The sequence below is a fragment of the Streptomyces sp. SAI-127 genome (assembly GCF_029894425.1).
Classification (GTDB): Bacteria; Actinomycetota; Actinomycetes; order Streptomycetales; family Streptomycetaceae; genus Streptomyces.
In genome coordinates, this window is the sequence record NZ_JARXYJ010000001.1 from 2,873,249 (window position 1) to 2,892,026 (window position 18,778).

Consider the following 18,778-nt stretch of genomic DNA (forward strand, 5'->3'; position numbering starts at 1 on the left):
TCTCACTCCTCGGTCATCTTGCGCAGGCGGGGCCGGACGGAGGCGGACAGATCGGTCCACCGGGTACTCAGGGCGGCGACCGTCGAGTGCCCGAAGAACGTCCTGATCGGTACGTCGACGCCCAGCTCGGCACGGATCCGGCCGATCAGGCGGGTGGCGAGCAGCGAGTGGCCGCCGAACGCGAAGAAGTCGTCGTCCAGACCGATCCGCTCGAGCCCGAGGACCTCGGCGAACAACCGGCACAGAGCCCTCTCCTCGGGTGTGCGCGGCGGGCGTGTGGCGGCGGGCGCGTAGTCGGGCGCGGGCAGAGCGCGCCGGTCGACCTTGCCGTTGGGCGTCAGGGGGATCTCGGAGAGGACGACGACGGCCGACGGCACCATGTAGTCCGGCAGCCGTGCCGCGAGGTGTTCGCGCAGTTCGGCGGCGAGCGCCCCGGATTCGCGTTCCCCGGCCCGGCCGTCTGTTCGGCGGACCACGTAGCCGACCAGCCGACGGTCGCCGGGGCCCGCGTCCCGGGCGGTCACCACGGCCCGCGCCACTTCGGGGTGCGACAGCAGGGCCGCCTCCACTTCGCCGGGTTCGATGCGGTAGCCGCGGACCTTCACCTGGAAGTCCGCCCGGCCGAGGTAGTCGAGGGCACCGTCCGGCCGCCATCGCACGAGGTCGCCGGTGCGGTACATCCGCTCCCCCGGCGCGAACGGGTCGGCCACGAAGCGGCCCGCGCTCAGCCCCGGCCGGCCGATGTAGCCGCGGGCCACGCCCGCGCCCGCGATGTAGAGTTCGCCGACGACGCCGGGTGGCACCAAAGACAGGCCCTCGTCCAGCACGTAGACCCGTGTGTTGGCGATCGGCCGGCCGATCGGCGGCGGGCCGGGGGCCCTGGTGACCGGTGACGCCGTGGACCAGATGGCCGTCTCGGTCGGCCCGTACAGGTTGGTGACCTCGTCCGCCGAGCTCAGCAGTGCCTCGGCCAGGTCGGCCGGGAGCGCCTCTCCGCCCACCAGGGCCCGTACGCCACGCAGACGTTCCGGGTCGTGGGACACCAGCATCTGCCACAGCGAGGGCGTGCCCTGGACGACGGTGATCCCGTGCCGCTCGATCAGACCGGCCAGGGCGGCGGGCTGGGCGACGTCCTCCTTGGCAGCCATCACCACGGTGCCGCCGGACAGCAGCGGCAGGAACATTTCCAGTGCCGCGATGTCGAACGCCGTGGTCGTGATCGCCAGCAGCCGGTCGTGCGGCCGCAGGGGGAACCGTCCCGCCATCGCGCTCAGGAAGTTGCCGAGCGAGGCGTGCGACACCGCGACGCCCTTCGGTGTCCCGGTCGAGCCCGACGTGTAGATGATGTAGGCCAGTTGGTCGGCGACGGCGCGCCGGACGTCCGGCGCGATGTCCGGGTACCTCGTGAAGTCCCGTGTCAGCGCATCCGTGTCGACCACCAGCGTCGGCTCCGCGTCACGCAGGACGAACGCGGTCCGTGCCGCGGGGTGGTCGGGGTCGACGGGGACATAGGCGCCGCCGGCCTTCAGTACGGCCAGGACGGCCACCACCAGGTCCGCCGACCGCGGCAGCGCCAGCGCCACCCGCCTCTCGGGGCCGACTCCGCGCTCCACGAGCCAGTGCGCGACCCGGTTCGCGCGGCTGTCCAGCTGCCGGTAGGTGACCGTGACGCCGTCGAAGACCAGCGCGGCGGAGTCCGGCGTGGCCCTCGCCTGGCGTTCGAACAGATCCAGGACCGTCTGGGTCGGCACCGGCCGCGCGGTGGCGTTGTACTCGCGCAGCAGCAGGTTCCGTTCGGCCGGATCCAGTACCTGCACCGATCCGATCGGTGCGTCCGGGTCGGCCGCGATACCGGTCAGCACGCGGGCGAGCCGGCCGGCGATGTCGCGTGCCCGTTCCTCGGTGACGTGCTCGGGCCGGAACTGCAGGCCCACCCGCAGGTGGGGGGCCGCGTCGGCGGCGACGATCAGCGGGTAGTGGGTGCCGGTCGAGGGGCGGATGCCGGTGATGGCGATGCCCGCTGCCGTGTTCGCCTCGGTGAGCCCGGCCCGGTCGATGGGATACGACTCGAACAGCACCAGGGTGTCGAACAGGGTTCCCAGGCCCGCCTGTTGCTGGATCTCCGGCAGGCCGCAGTGATGATGGTCCATCAGGGCGGCGTGCCGGTCGTGCAGCGCCGTGAGCAGATCGGTGAACGTGTCCCCGGGCGCGTACCGGACCCGTACGGGCAGCGTGTTGACGAACAGCCCCACCATCTCCTCGGCGTCCGGCACTGCGTGCGGACGGCCGGAGACCGTGGCACCGAACACGACGTCGCGCCGGCCGGTCAGCCGTCCGAGCAGGACGGCCCAGGCTCCCTGGACGAGGGTGCTCATCGTGACGCCCAGCTCGGCCGCCCGCCGGGACAGCTCACGGGCGACGTCCGGCGGTACCGGCACTTCGAGCTGGGCGAGCCCCCCGTGGGCGGCTTCGGCGCCGGCGCCGGGGACGAGCGTCGTCGGCTCCTGAAGCCCGTCGAGCTCCCGCGCCCAGGCGCGCAGCGACTCCGCGCGGTCCCGCCCGGACAGCCAGGTCAGGAAGTCCGAGTAGCCGCGCGTCCGCGGCAGCTTCGAGGCGTCACCGCCGGTTCCGTACAGTCGCAGGAGGTCCTTCATCAGCAGCGGCAGCGACCAGCCGTCGAACAACGCGTGGTGTGCGGTGAGGACGAGTTCGGCACGGTCGGGACCGGTGCTGACCAGGGTCATCCGCAGCAACGGCGGTACGTCCGGCCGGAAGTGGGTCGCGTGGTCCTCGGCCAGCAGCTGTTCGAGCGCGTCCGGCGTGCGCAGGTCGTACACGCGCCACGGCAGCTCGACCCGTTCCAGTACGAGCTGGACCTGTCGGCCGTAGGAGTCGGTGACGAACGCGGTGCGCAGGTTCGCGTGCCGGTCGAGCAGGGCCTGACCGGCCGCCCGCATGCGGTCAGGGTCCACGGTTCCCTCCAGGTGGAGCACCAGCTGGACGTGGTAGGCGTCGAAGGATGACCCGGCGAGCATGCTGTGGAACAGCAGCCCGGACTGCATCGGGGTGGCCGGCCATACGTCGGCGAGGCGGGGGTACCGGGCCTCCCACCGGTCGATGTCCTGCTGGCTCACCGTGACCAGCGGCAGGTCGGAGGGGGTCATGCCGCCCGCGCCGGGACCGCTGACGTGACCGGCGATGCCCTCCAGGGCGGCCACCCACAGGTCGGCCAGCCGTTGTACCTCCGCCGCGGACAGCACGCCGGTGGGGAAGCTGAACACGGCGGACAGCCGAGGCTCCTCGCCCGTGACCGCGGCGGAGATCTCCAGCGCGGACATGACGGGCAGGTCGCTGTCGGGGGCGGGGGCGCCGACGGTGGTGATCGCCCGCCAGCCCTCGGCGCGGCCGGGCATGTCGGCCGCGGTGAACTGGCCGAGGTAGTTGAAGGTGATCTGCCCCTCCGGCAGCCCCGCCAACTCCCCACACGTCTCCGCATTCACAAACCGCAGCAACCCATAACCGAGCCCCTTGTCCGGCACCGCCGCCAACTGCTCCTTGACCGACTTCACCAACCCACCGACAACACCCCCACCGGACACCACCTCACCCACATCCACCCCCGACACATCCACCCGCACCGGGAACATGCTCGTGAACCACCCCACCGACCGCGACAGATCCGCCCCCGCCACCACCTCCTCCTGCCGCCCATGCCCCTCCAACCGCAACACCACCGACGACCCACCCCCACCCCGCCACGCACGCACCGCCACCGCCAACGCAGCCACCAGCCCATCCCCAGCACCACACCGAAACGCCCCAGGAACCCCCCGCACCAACGCACCCGTCACCCCGGCCGACAACTCCACCCGCACGCTGTCCACCGTCCCCACCACATCCACCACCGGATCCACACCCCGCGACCCCACCAGCGGATCCCCACCCGCCAACATCCCCCGCCACCACGCCACCTCAGCCACCCGCCCCGGCCGCGACGCCTCCTCCACCAACGCATGCGCCCACCGCCGCACCGACGTCGACCCCACCGCCAACACCGGCACACCACCCCCACACAACACCCGCCACGCCGCAGCCAAATCCCCCACCAACACCCGCCACGACACCCCATCCACCACCAAGTGATGCAACACCACCAACAACCGGCCGGGTCCCGCCGTCGGTCGCAGCCAGACGAACTGCCCCATCACCCCGGCCGCCGGGGCGAGTCGGGCCGCGGCGGCGTCGAGCTCGGCCGCCGTGCGCCGTTCCCACGCGTCGGCCGCGCCGACGTCGACGACGCGGAGCCATGCGGCGGCGTCCACGGACCCGGGGGCGCCGACCACCAGGCCCGGTTCGGGCTCGGTGGTGAGGGTCGAGCGCAGTACGTCGTGGCGCTCGACCACGGCGGCCAGCGTCGCGGTCAGGCCGTCCTCAGTGATGCCGTCCGGAAGTTCGAGCACCATCGACATGGCGTACCGGTCGTGGCTCCCGCCCAGTTCGAGCAGGTACCTGGCCATGGGCAGCAGCGGCATCCAGCCCACGCCGCCGCCGGGCAGCTCCGCGAGCACCGGGGCGCCGCCGTCCGCGCCCTCCTGGAGGGCGGCCCGGGCGAGTTCGGCCACCGTCCGGCATTCGAAGACCTGGCGCGGGGTGATGGACAGACCCTGGGTCTTCGCGCGGGCGACCACCTGGATGGAGCGGATGCTGTCGCCGCCGATGGCGAAGAAGTCGTCGTCCACGCCGACCCGGTCCAGCCCCAGCACCTCGGCGTAGACGCCGGCCAGGACCTGCTCCGGCACCGAGGCGGGCGCCCGGTAGGCACCACCGGCCGACTCCGGTTCGGGCAGCGCGGCCCGGTCGAGCTTGCCGTTGGCGTTCAGTGGGAGCCGGTCGAGCACGACGAAGGCGGAGGGGACCATGTAGTCGGGCAGTCTGGCGGCGACGTGCCCGCGCAGTTCGGTCACCGACATGCCCGCCGTCAGGTCGACGTCCTCGAGAGTGCCCGGGCCCACCGGGACGACGTATCCGACCAGCCGTTTGCCCCCGCCGGCCTCCTCCCGGGCGGTCACCACGGCCTGGGCCACGCCCGGGTGGCCGGTGAGGACGGCTTCGATCTCCGCGGGTTCGATGCGGAACCCGCGCACCTTCACCTGGGCGTCGGCACGTCCGACGCACTCGATCTGTCCGTCGGTGGTGATCCGCGCCAGGTCGCCGGTGCGGTACATCCGGGCGCCGGGCGAGCCGAACGGGTCCGGAACGAACCGCTCGGCGGTCAGCCCGGCGCGTCCCCGGTAGCCGCGGCCGACCAGGCCGCCGACGTACAGTTCGCCCACGGCGCCCGGCGGCAGGGGGGCGAACCCGGCCCCCAGGACGTACATCCGCATGTTGGCCAGCGGCCTGCCGACCGGCACCACGCCGGTGTCCGGCAGTGCGTCGGCGTCGGCCACCTCGAACGCGCCGGCGTAGAAGGACTCGCTCTGCCCATACGCGTTGATCAGGCGCGCACCGGGCAGTGCCGTGCGGACCTGCCGGGCCAGCCGCGTGGTCAGCGCCTCGCCGGCGAGAACGACCGTGTCCACGCCGGCGCGTCCGGCGATGTCGTCCGCCAGCCCGGCGAGGACCGACGGCACGGTACTGAGCACACCGCCGGTCCATTGGTCCCCCTCGCCCAGGACCAGGGCGTCCCGCACCAGTTCGACGGTCCCGCCCGCGCACAGCGTGGTGAACATCTCGAACAGTGACACGTCGAAGTTGACCGAGGTGCCGGCGAGCATCCGGGTCCGCTCCGTCACGCCGACCGTGCGGATGAGGGCGAGGACACCGTTGGTGAGTGCCTCGTGGGTGATGCCCACGCCCTTGGGCGTGCCGGTGGTCCCGGAGGTGTACATCAGATAGGCCAGGTTGTCCGGCCGTGCGCCGAGCGGGTTCCGCTCGGATGCGTCGTACGGCCGGTCGAGCGTCAGCCGGGGCAGACCGTCGAGCGGCAGCTCGGCCGCGGTGGCGGTGTCGGTCACCACCAGGTGCGGCCGCGCGTCGGCCAGTATGTGGCCGAGGCGCCGGCTGGGGTGGGCGGGGTCGACCGGCAGGTAGACGCCGCCCGACATGAGCACGGCCAGCATCGCCACGACCAGGTGGGGAGTCCTGGGCAGCGCGACGGCCACCAGCGCTTCTGGGCGCACCCCGCGCCCGGACAGCGTCCGGGCGAGGCGGGCGGCCCGGGTGTGCAGCTGCCGATAGGTCAACTCCGTGTCCCGCCACACCAGAGCGGTCGCGTCCGGCGTCCGCTCCGCCTGCCGGGTGAAGAGACCGGCGACGGTGAGTTCCGGCAGCGGGGCGTGGGTGTCGTTCACCTCCCCCAGCAGTCGGTCCCGTTCGCCGTCGTCGAGGGCGTCGACGGCGCCGACCCGCGTCTCCGGTTCGGTGACGACCCGGCGCAACACCCGCAGGAAGCGGTCGCCGATCCGTTCGACGCTCTGCCGGTCGAACAGGTCGGTGGCGTACTCGAGGGCGCCCGAGGCACCGCCGTCCGGGTCCGGGGCGAGGTTGACCAGCAGGTCGAACTTGGCGGTGAGGGCCGGGACCGGCTCGGCGGTCACCCGCAGATCCGGCAGGTCGAGGTCCAGTGGGGCCGTGTTCTGCCAGGCGAACATGACCTGGAACAGCGGGTGGTACGCGGTGGAACGGTCCGGGTTGAGCAGCTCCACCAGCCGTTCGAAGGGCGCGTCCTGGTGATCGTAGGCCGCCAGCGCCTTGCCGCGGACCTGCTCCAGGAGGCGGGTGAAGGAGGGGTTGCCGGACAGTCCGGTGCGCAGCACCCAGGTGTTGACGAAGAAGCCGACCAGGTCGGTGAGCGCCTCGTCGGTGCGTCCCGCGATCGGCGAACCGATGGTGATGTCGTCGCCCGCGCCCAGCTGGTGCAGCAGCACGGCCAACGCCGCCTGCAGCACCATGGCCGTGGTCGCCCCGTGCGACTGTGCCAGCTCGTCGACGGCCGCCATCAGGTCCGCGTCGATCGAGAACGCGATGCGGTCACCTTGATGGCCGGCCACCGCGGGCCTGGGCCGGTCGGCCGGCAGCGTGATGGGTCCGGGGGCGTCGGCCAGTTCGGCACGCCAGTAGGCGAACTGCTCGGCGAGCAGGCTGTCCTGGTCGTTCTCGGCGCCGAGCAGCTCGGCGTGCCACAGGGTGTAGTCGGCGTACTGCACCGACAGGTCCGGCCACGCCGGCGCCCGGCCCGCGTGCCGTGCCGCGTAGGCGGCGGACAGGTCCCGGGTCAGGGGTGCCGCGGACCCGCCGTCGGCGGCGATGTGGTGGACCACCAGCACCAGCACGTGCGTGTCGGAGGCGAGGCGCAGCAGCCGGATCCGCAGTGGCAGCTCCGTGTACAGGTCGAACTCGTGCGCGGCGAACTCGGCGACCAGCCGGGGTACGTCGTCCTCGGTCGCCGGCAGGACCGGGATGTCCGGCATCACCTGATCGACGGGGATCACGCGCTGGTACCCGGTCCCCGCCTCGTCCTCGGTGACCAGGGTGCGCAGGCTCTCGTGCCGGGCGAGCACGTCCAGGACCGCCGAACCGAGCGCGGGCACGTCCAGCGGACCGTGCAGGCGCACCGCGAGCGGCAGGTTGTAGGTGGCGGACGGTCCCTCGAAGCGGTCGATGAACCACATGCGGCGCTGCGCGTACGACAGCGGGATGCGGTCCGGGCGCTGCGCGCGGGTCAGCGCCGGCCGGACGCGTGCGCCGTCCCGCAGCCGGGCGGCCAGCCGGGCGACCGTGGGTGCTTCGAGTACGGCGCGGATCGGCACCTCCGCGCCCAGGTCCGCGCGGATCCGGCCGACCAGCCGGGTGGCGAGCAGGGAGTGGCCGCCGAGTGCGAAGAAGTCGTCGTCCACGCCGACCCGGTCCGCCCCGAGGACCTCGGCGAACAGCCGGGCCAGGGCGTCCTCGCCCCGGGTGCGCGGGGCGATGTAGGTGGTGCCGGTGAACTCCGGCTCGGGCAGGGCGCGCCTGTCCAGCTTTCCGCTCGGTGTCAGCGGGAACCGGTCCAGCAGCACCACGGCGGAGGGCACCATGTACGAGGGCAGCCGGGTCTCGGCGAAGGCGCGTATCTCTTCCGCCGGTACAGGGCCGACGGGCGTCACGTACGCGACCAGCCGCCGCTCGGCGCCGGCAGCCCTGGCCACGACCACGACCTGACCCACCGCGGGATGTTCGGCCAGCGTGGCCTCCACCTCCGCGGGCTCGATGCGGTATCCGCGGACCTTCACCTGTGCGTCTGCCCGCCCGGTGTACTCGAGTTCGCCGTGGGCGTTGCGCCGGCCGAGGTCTCCGGTGCGGTACATCCGGGCACCGGGCGGTCCGAACGGGTCGGCCACGAAGCGTTCGGCGGTCAGCCCGCAGCGGCCCAGGTATCCCCGGCCCACGCACGCGCCCGCGACGTAGAGTTCACCCGGCACGCCCGCCGGGACGGGCTGGAGTCCCGGGCCGAGGACGTACACCCGTACATTGCCCAGCGGCAGGCCGATCGGCACGGCCGCGTCGGCCGGCAGGTCCCGGTCGTCGGGCAGGGTGAACGTGGTGGCGTAGAACGTCTCGCTCTGTCCGTACGCGTTGACGACACGTGCGCCGGGCAGTGTCTGCCGGACTCGGTCGGCCAGTCCGGCGGACAGCCCCTCACCGGCGAAGACCACCGCGTCCGCGGTGACCCGGCCGGCCAGTCGCCCGGCCAGCTCGCCGAACGCGGACGGCACCGTGCTGAGCACTCCGCCGGACCAGTTCTCCCGCTCACCGAGTGCCAGCACGTCACGGACCACGTCCACGGTGCCGCCCGTGCTCAGCGTGGTGAACATCTCGAACACCGAGACGTCGAAGGAGATCGAGGTGCCGGCCAGCGTCCGGCCGCCGGACGGCATGCCCGGACTGTCCAGCAGGCCCAGCACTCCGTTGACCACGTTGCGATGCGTGATCGTCACTCCCTTGGGGGTGCCGCTGGACCCCGAGGTGTACATCACGTAGGCGGCGTTGCCGGGCCGTGCCCGGCGGCCCGGATCGGTGTCCGCGGTCGCGGGGATCGCGTCGGCGAGGAGGAGCCGGGGAAGGTCCGGGCAGGGCAGTGCCGCGCAGGTCGCTTCGTCGGTCAGGATCAGCAGGGGCCGGGCGTCGGACAGTACGTGGTCGAGCCGTGTGCCGGGGAAGTCGGGGTCGACGGGGAGGTAGGCCGCTCCTGACTTCAGGACGCCGAGGATCACCGTCACCAGCCGGGCCGATCGCGGCAGCGCCACGGCGATCACGGACTCCGGGCCCGCGCCGCGGGCGATGAGCGCGTGCGCCAGCCGGTTGGCCTCGGCTTCGAGCTCTCGGTAGGTGAGCGAATCGTGTTCGTCGGCCACGGCGACCGCCCCGGGGGTGCGGGCGGCCTGTCGTGCGGTCAACTCGACAACAGTCAGGTCGGGCAGCGGCACGCTCGTGTCGTTGTGCGCGTGCAGCAGGTGGTCGCGCTCACCTGGCAGCAGCGTGTCCAGCGCGGCCAGCGGCGTGGCGGGGTCCCCGGTGAGCAGGCACAGGACATGGCCGAGCCGCTCCGCCAGGTCCTCGGCCGTCTCGGGGCCGAGCACCTGCCGCTGGTACTGGAGGGTGACGCGCAGGTGGGGGTCGGCGGCGGCGAGCAGGGTGAGCGGGTAGTGGGTGACGGTGAAGGGGCGGATGCCGGTGATCTCGACGCCCGCGGCGGTGTTGGCCTCGCTGATGCCCGCCCGGTCGACCGGGTAGGACTCGTAGGCGACCAGGGTGTCGAACAGCACGTCCAGCCCGGTCAGCCGGTGCAGTTCGGTGAGCGGGTGGTGGTGGTGTTCGAGCAGTGCGGCCTGCCGCCGCTGCAACCCGGTCAGCAGGTCGCCGACGGTGTCGCCCGGGGTGAACCGCACGCGTGCCGGGACCGTGTTGACGAACAGTCCGATCATCGTGTCCACTTCGGCGACCTCGGCCGGCCGGCCCGAGACAGTGACGCCGAACACGACGTCCTGCCGTCCGGTGAGCTGGGCCAGCAGCAGTCCCCAGGCGCTCTGGAGCACGGTGTTGACCGTGACGCCGAGGTCGGCCGCGCGCCGGGTCAGGAGCATCGCGTCCGCGGCGGACAGCGGTACGTCGAGCCGCCCGATGCCAACGGGGTCGTCGCCGGGCGCGGTGCCCGGGCCGGTGAGGACGGGGGCGAGCAGGGTGGGTTCCTCGACGCCGTCGAGTTCGTCGGCCCATGCCCACTCCGAGGCGGCGGGATCCCGCCGGGCCAGCCAGTCCAGGAACTGCCGGAAGTCGCGTGGCCGGGGCAGCGCGGCCGGGTCACCCGCGGTGGTGTACAGCCGTAGCAGCTCGGTCATCAGGACCGGCAGCGACCAGCCGTCGAACAGCAGATGGTGGGAGGTGAGGACGAGTTCGGCGCGCTCGGTGCCGGTGCGCAGCAGGGTCATCCGCAGTAGCGGCGGGGTGTCGAGGGCGAAGTGGTCGCCCAGGTCCTCGGCCAGGAACCGGTCGACGGCTCGGCCGACGCCGTCGGCGGGCAGGTCGGCGAGGTTGATCTCCCGCCAGGGCAGGGTCACACCGTCGACCACGAGTTGCACGGGCTCACCGTCGTCCGCGGTGACGAACGCGGTGCGCAGGCTGGTGTGCCGGTCGAGCAGGGCCTGACCGGCCGCCCGCATACGGTCCGCGTCCACCGGTCCGCTCAGGTGGAAGACGAGCTGGATCCGGTAGGCGTCGAACGACGTGTCGGCCAGGGCGGCGTGGAACAGCAGTCCCGACTGGAGCGGGGTCAGCGACCATACGTCGGCGAGGCGGGGATACCGGGCCTCCCACCGGTCGATGTCCTGCTGGCTCACCGTGACCAGCGGCAGGTCGGAGGGGGTCAGGCCGCCCGCGCCGGGACCGCTGACGTGACCGGCGATGCCCTCCAGGGCGGCCACCCACAGGTCGGCCAGCCGTTGTACCTCCGCCGCGGACAGCACACCGGTGGGGAAGCTGAACACGGCGGACAGCCGAGGCTCCTCGCCCGTGACCGCGGCGGTCACGTCGAGGGCGGACATGACGGGCATGTCCGCGGCCGGCGGTGCCTGCAGGCCGCCGGCCTCGGGAGCGGGGACCCAGCCGTCGTGTCCCGAACCGGAGGGGGTCCGGGCCAGGTCGCCGAGGTAGTTGAAGGTGATCTGCCCCTCCGGCAGCCCCGCCAACTCCCCACACGTCTCCGCATTCAAAAACCGCAACAACCCATAACCGAGCCCCTTGTCCGGCACCGCCGCCAACTGCTCCTTGACCGACTTCACCAACCCACCGACAACACCCCCACCGGACACCACCTCACCCACATCCACCCCCGACACATCCACCCGCATCGGGAACATGCTCGTGAACCACCCCACCGACCGCGACAGATCCGCCCCCGCCACCACCTCCTCCTGCCGCCCATGCCCCTCCAACCGCAACACCACCGACGACCCACCCCCACCCCGCCACGCACGCACCGCCACCGCCAACGCAGCCACCAGCCCATCCCCAGCACCACACCGAAACGCCCCAGGAACCCCCCGCACCAACGCACCCGTCACCCCGGCCGACAACTCCACCCGCACGCTGTCCACCGTCCCCACCACATCCACCACCGGATCCACACCCCGCGACCCCACCAGCGGATCCCCACCCGCCAACATCCCCCGCCACCACGCCACCTCAGCCACCCGCCCCGGCCGCGACGCCTCCTCCACCAACGCATGCGCCCACCGCCGCACCGACGTCGACCCCACCGCCAACACCGGCACACCACCCCCACACACCACACGCCACGCCGCAGCCAAATCCCCCACCAACACCCGCCACGACACCCCATCCACCACCAAGTGATGCAACACCACCAACAACCGGCGGGCGGTGGGGAACCAGACCATGCGCGCCATCACGCCCGCGGCCGGGTCGAGTTCGGCGGCGGCGGCCCGGGCTTCCTCGTCCAGCAGCCGTCGCCAGTCCTCCCCGTCCGTGTCCCCGGCCCACGCGGCGCGCCGGATCAGGCCGTCCGTGCGCAGGGGTTCGCCGGCCACCAGACCGGGCTCGGGTTCCTGAACCAGGCAGGACCGCAGGACGGCGTGGTGGTCCAGTACCGCGGTCACGGTCGCGGTGAGCCCGGCCTCGTCCACGTCGGGCGGCAGGGTCAGCACCATGCTCTGTGCGAAGGCCGCACAGTCCCCACCGAGTTGGAGGACGTATCGCGCGATCGGCGACAGCGGCATCCACCCGGCGGCGCCGCCGTCGAGTTCGGCCAGCGCCGTGCCTCGCTCGCCGGTGGTGTCCGCGGCCGCGGCGAGGCGGGCGACGGTCCGGTGCTCGAACACCTGCCGGGGGTCGATTCCGATGCCGGCCGCGCGAGCCTGTACGGCCACCTGGATGGAGCGGATGCTCTCTCCCCCGGCGGCGAAGAAGTCGTCGTCCACGCCGACCCGGTCCAGCCCCAGCACCTCGGCGTAGATGGTGGCCAAGATCTCCTCGACCGCCGACTCCGGGGCCCGGTAAGTCTCTGACGTCGTGTCGGGCGCGGGCAGGGCGGCACGGTCCAGCTCACCGGCGTCGGTCATCGGCAGCCGGTCCAGGACGACGAGCGCGGCGGGCACCATGGGTTCCGGCAGCCGGCGGGCCGCGAAAGCCCGCAGTTCGGCGACGGAGACGCCTGCCGTCAGGTCGACATCGGTGTCGCCGGTCGCCCCGGAGGCCGCGACCACGTATGCCACCAGCCGCCGTTCGCCCCTGGCCCCCTCGCTCGGCAGGACGACGGCCTGTGTGACACCCGGGTAGGCCAGCAGCGCCGTCTCCACCTCGGCCGGTTCGGCGAGGAGACCGTCCACCCGCACGCGCGTGGCGGTCGTGCCGACGAACTCCAGCGCCCCGTCCGGGGTGATCCGCGCCAGGTCACCGGTGCGGTACATCCGCGCGCCGGGTGGCCCGAAGGGGTCCGGAACGAACCGCACGGCGGTCAGCCCGGCGTGTCCCCGGTAGCCGCGCGCGACACCGGCACCGGCGACGTACACCTCGCCCACCGAGCCCGGTGGCGGCGGTGTCAGACCGGGCCCGAGCAGACGCACATGGGCGAGGGGAGTGTCCGTGGCCGTCTCGGAGCTCCCGTAGAGGTCGGCCAACGCGAGGGACCGGGGCAGTTGGGCGGTCCACTCGGCCAGCCGTGCCCTGTCGGGGCGTTCGCCGACCAGGAGCACGGTGCGGGACCTCGCGTCGGAGTCGGGTCGTTCGGCGGCGGTGTGTGCGTGCGTGACCAGCGCGTCGAGCGTGGCCGGATCGAGGGTGAGCGTGGTGACGGTGCCGTCGGCGAGCAGTCCCCACAGCGCGGCGGGAGACCGCCGTACCTCCTCCGTCACGACCGCCGTGCGGCCGCCGTTCAGCAGGGCCGCGCACACTTCCCACACCGCGATGTCGGTCGCGGGCGAGTGGCTCCAGGCCACTACGTCGTCCCGGCCCGGACCGCGGTCGGCGCTGGTGGTGATCGACGACAGTACGTTGCGGTGGGTCAGGGCGACGCCGCGCGGCCGCCCGTCCGGGCCGGACACGGACAACAGGAAGGCCAGGCCGTCGGGGTGCGCGAGGTCGACGCCGGCCGTCTGCTCGCCGGTGTTCTCCTGCGGCGGGAGAAGCAGTCTCGGGATGCCGACGGCGGGCAGCCGGTCGGCGCACGCCACGTCGGTCAGCACCAGTCGTGGGGCGGCGTCGGCCAGGACGAGGGCGGTCCGGTCGGCGGGGTGGGCCGGGTCGACCGGCAGACAGGCCCCGCCGGCCTTGAGCACGGCGAGGGCGGCCACGGCCCACTCCGGGGAGCGCGCAAGGGCGATCGCCACGACGCTCTCCGGGACGACGCCATAGTCCATCAGGACGTGGGCCAGGCGGTCGGCTCGGGCGTCCAGCTCGCGGTAGGTCAGCTCCGCCGGGCCGTGGACCAGCGCGACGGCATCCGGTGTCTCCGCCACCCTCCGGGCGAACTCGCCGGTGAGGGTGGTCTGCGGCACAGGTGAGGCGGCGTGGATCCGCCCGCCGGTCCGCTCGCCAGGGGTGCGGACATCGACGGCGCCCACGGGCAGCGCAGGGTCGGCCACGACCTGGCGCAGCACCCGGACGTACCGGTCCGCGATCCGTTCGACGCCGGCCCGGTCAAACAGGTCGGTCGCGTACTCGATCCCGCCGCGCAGCCCCCGCCCCTGGGCGTCCGGTCCCACGTTGAACAGCAGGTCGAACTTCGACGTGCCGGTGGAAGCGAAGGTCCACTCCGCGCGCACCCCGGCCAGGTCGAACCCTGGCAATACGTCCTGCCAGGCGAACATCACCTGGAACAGGGGGTGGTAGCCGAGGGAGCGCTCGGGGTTGAGGTGCTCGACGAGCTGGTCGAACGGCGCGTCCTGGTTGTCGTAGGCGGCCAGTGCCTTGGCTCCGACCTGCGCCAGCACGCGTTCGAACGGCTGGTGCGGGGACAGCCGCACGCGCAGCACCCAGGTGTTGACGAAGAAGCCCACCAGGTCGGCGAGGACCTCGTCCGTGCGGCCCGCGATGGGCGAGCCAAGGGCGAGGTCGTCCCCGCAGCCCATCTGGTGGAGCAGCACCGCCAGCGCCGTCTGCAGCACCATCGACGGCGTGGCACCCCGGTCACGAGCCAACTGCTGTACTGCGTAGAGCAGTTCGGGTTCGACGCCGAACTCGACGACACCGCCGCGGTGGTCGGCCACCTCCGGGCGCGGTCGGTCGGCCGGCAGCCGCATCGGCTGCGGCAGGCCCGCGAGTTCGCGCTGCCAGTACGTCAGCTGGCGGGCCAGCAGGCCGTCCGCGTCGGGTCCGTCCGCCAGCAACTGCCGCTGCCAGAGGGTGTAGTCGGCGTACTGCACGGGCAGTGCGGGCCAGTCCGGAGCAGTGCCGCGCAGCCGGGCCGTGTACGCCGTGGACAGGTCCCGTCCGAGCGGCAGGACGCTTTCACCGTCCCCGGCGATGTGGTGGAGGACCAGGACCAGTACGTGCTCCTCGGCGGAGAGGCGGAGCAGGTCCGCGCGGACCGGTAGGTCGCGGGCGAGGTCGAACAGCCGAGCCGCCGACTCGGTCACCGCGGCGTCGAGCGTCTCCGGCCGGGCCTGCAGGACGGGGATGTCGATCACGGCCTCGGCCGCGGGGATGACCCGCTGGTGGGGGACGCCGTGCTCGTCCTCGGCGACCACCGTGCGCAGGGCTTCGTGGCGGCCGACCACGTCCCGCAGCGCGGCGCCGAGGGCGGCCGGGTCGAGCGGGCCGCTCAGTCGGAACACCGCGGGGATGTTGTAGTCGGCCGACGGCTCCTGGAACCGGTGCAGGAACCACAGCCGCCGCTGTGCGTAGGACAGCGGCAGGCGGTCCGGACGCTGCGCCGGCCGCAGCGGCGGGCGCGCGGGGGCCTCTGCGTCCAGCCGGCCGGCGAGTTCGGCGACGGTGGGCCCGGCGAAGACCACGCCGATGGAGAGCTCGGCACCCAGCTCGGCCCGGATACGGTTCACGAGCCGGGTGACGAGCAGCGAATGGCCGCCGAGCAGGAAGAAGTTGTCGTCGACGCCGACCCGTTCCACACCGGTCAACTCGGAGAACAGCCGTGCGAGGGTCTCCTCGCGCGGTGTGCGGGGTGCCCGGTAGCGCTCGTGGTGGAGCTCCGGGTCGGGCAGCGCGGCGCGGTCCACCTTGCCGTTCGGGTTGATCGGCAGTCGGTCGAGCACGACGAAGGCCGCGGGCACCATGAACTCCGGCAGTCGGTCGGTCAGGAACCGGCGCAGGTCGTCCACGGCCGGCGGCTCGGCCGCGGCCACATAGGCCACCAGTTGCTTCCCGCCGCCCGCGCCCGGGTCGTCGCGGGCGACCACGACGGCCCCGGAGAGCTCCGGGTGGCTTTCGAGGGTGGCGGCGATCTCGCCGGGCTCGATCCGGAAGCCGCGGATCTTGACCTGGTCGTCGGCGCGGCCGACGAACACCAGCTCCGCGTCGGCCGTCCACACAACGACGTCCCCTGTGCGGTACATCCGCTCGCCCATCCCGCCGTAGGGGCAGGCGACGAACCGCTCCGCCGTCAGCGCGCTTCGGCCCAGGTAGCCCCGGGCGAGGCCGGAACCGGCCAGATACAGCTCACCGGGGCAACCGGGGGGCACCGGCCGCAACGCGTCGTCCAGCACGTAGGCGCGGGTGTTGTCCATCGGGCGGCCGATCGGGATGTCGTCGCCGGCGTTCCCCTCGGTGCCCACCGGGTGGCAGGTCGCGTAGACGGTCGTCTCGGTGGGGCCGTAGACGTGGACGAACGTCGTCCCCGGGCAGGCGCGCACCGCCGTGCGGACGGTCTCGGGGCTGACCCGCTCGCCGCCCGTCCACACCTGGCTCAAGCCGGTGAAGCAGCCGGGATCCTGCTCCACCAGGAGGTTGAAGAGTGCGGTCGTCAGAAACACCGACGAGAGGCGCTCTACGGCCACGAGGTCCGCGAGCGCGGCACAGTCGAGGTCCCCAGGGGGCGCCACGACGATGCGTCCGCCGTGCGCCAGCGGCACCCAGATCTCGTACGTCGACGCGTCGAAGACGTGCGGCGACCGCAGCAGCACCCGTTCCTGGCCGGACTCCCACCGCTCATCCAGCACAAGGTCGACGATGTTTCGGTGGGTCACACCGATGCCCTTGGGCACCCCGGTCGATCCAGAGGTGTACATGACGTAGGCGAGCCGGTCGGCCTGACCGCCCTCGCTGATCGTCTCGTCCGGCAGAGCACCCGGACTGTCCAGAAGGACCGAGGGGCAGACGGTGTCGGGGACGGCACCGACATGTGCGGTGGTGGTGAGCGTCAGCACCGGACGGGCGTCGCGAACCATGCGCGTCACCCGCTCGGGCGGGTACCCGGGGTCGATCGGCAGGTAGGCGCCGCCCGCTTTGAGGACCGCGAGCAGTGCCACCACCAAGTCGGACGACCTGGGCAGCACCACCGCCACCAGGGAGTCGGGGGTGACGCCGCGCCGTCGCAGCCCGGCAGCGAGCCGATCCGAGCGTTCGTCGAGTTCCCGATGGCTGAGCGAGGTCTCACCGTCGACCACGGCGACCGCGTCGGGCGTGGCGCGGGCCTGCCGCCGCACCAGGTCCGGAACGGTCCGCTCGGGGGTCGGCCTGGTGGTGTCGTTGACCTCGGTGACCAGCAGGTCGCGATGGTCCGGCCGGACCACGTCGAGCCGCCCGACGGGCACGTCGGGCCGGTCCGCCACGGCGCGTGTCAGCTGGAGCAGTTCCTCGGCGAGCAGCCGCAGTTCGGCGGCGCCGTAGAGAGACGGCGGGGCATCCAGGCGGATGTTGAGGTCTCCGCCGTCGCGACCGTCGTGGTACGTGGAGATCGTCAGTTCGTCGACGGTGCCCCATGCCCCGCTGTACAGGTGCGCCCGGCTGCCCGCGAAGTCGAGCGCGGTGACGTACGGGATCACGTTGACCAGGACTCCGAACGGGCTCCGCGTGGTCCCGACCGCGCCGGTGCCGCGCTGAATGTCGCTCACGTGGTGCCGGGCGTGGGCGAACACCACCCGGCGCTCCGCGGCCACGGCAGCGGTGATCTCGGCGAAGCTCGCCGAGACCGGGACCCGGGCCCGGATGGGCACCACGTTCATGGTCAGTCCGGGGGCGCGCTGCACTGCCTCGTCCCGGTTCTTCGTACTGAGGGAGAACACCAGTTCACGCAGTCCGCACCGTCGGCCGAGGTAGGTGGCCGCGGCTGCGGCGAGGAAGGCCGGCATGCGTACGCCCAGGTCACCGGCCGCCTTCTCCCACGCCGCCGCCTCGCTCCCGGGGACGGCCACCACGCGGCTCACCACGCCGATGGCGTCGCTCAGGCCGGCCCAGCGGTCCGCCGGCTCGGTCCGCTCGTGAAGGCCGTGGCCCAGCAGCCGTGACGCGGTGGTGCCGAGACCTGGCAGCCGGGCCGGTGCGGTGCCCTGCGCCAGGTAGTCCTGCCAGAAGCGCGCGTCGTCGGTGTACCGCTGCGACGTCCGGTACCGCCGGTCGGCGTCCACGATCCCCTCGGCTCCGTCGAACCGTGCCTCGGGCACGGGCCGTCCGCCGACCAGTGCGGTGTAGATCTCCGCCGTACGACCGGACAGCAGGGACATCACGCCGTAGCCATCGGCCACCACGTGGTGGAACACCTGCACCAGCAAATGCCGGGCGGGCGCGAGGCGGATCACGCCGACGCGGTACAGGAGGTCGCGGGCCAGGTCGAAGGGGCGACCGATCAGGTCGGTGAGGAGGGTGTAGGCGGCCGCTTCGGGATCCGGTCGGTCGCTGACATCGTGCAGGAACGGGCGCAGTCGGCCCGGGTCGCCGATCACCTGCCGGAGTGCGTCCCCCTGCTCCACGAAGTTCACGAGCGTGGCATCAGCCTCGTGGAACACCTGCCGGATTGCGGTCTCCAGGACGCCCGGATCGACGTCGCCGACGATGTCCCAGAGCATCGACGCGTTGTTGGAAAACTCCGGAGCCATTTTCTGTGCAAGCCACAGTCCTTGCTGGGCCGACGACACGCCAAACGAACGCAAGGTTCTGCTCCCTCGTCACTTCAATTCCCGGATCGACGCGGACTCGCGCATTTCTCACTCTCAGCCGCGCACACCTGGTCGGTCAATGTCGGTGCTGTCCTGCCGGCAGGACAGCGCGGAATTCCCTAGGGAATGCGCGGCACTGCGGAGTTGAATCGGTTACGCCGCTGCGCCGTTCACCC

The 18,778-nt window shown here is 72.6% G+C and carries 1 protein-coding gene; it reads right to left on the reverse strand.

From position 1 onward, the window contains the following. Positions 1-2: 2 nt before the first annotated feature. Positions 3-18,581 (reverse strand): non-ribosomal peptide synthetase, encoded by an 18,579-nt coding sequence (locus tag M2157_RS13140; protein ID WP_280868197.1) that lies wholly within the window; start codon positions 18,579-18,581, stop codon positions 3-5. Positions 18,582-18,778: the final 197 nt, after the last annotated feature.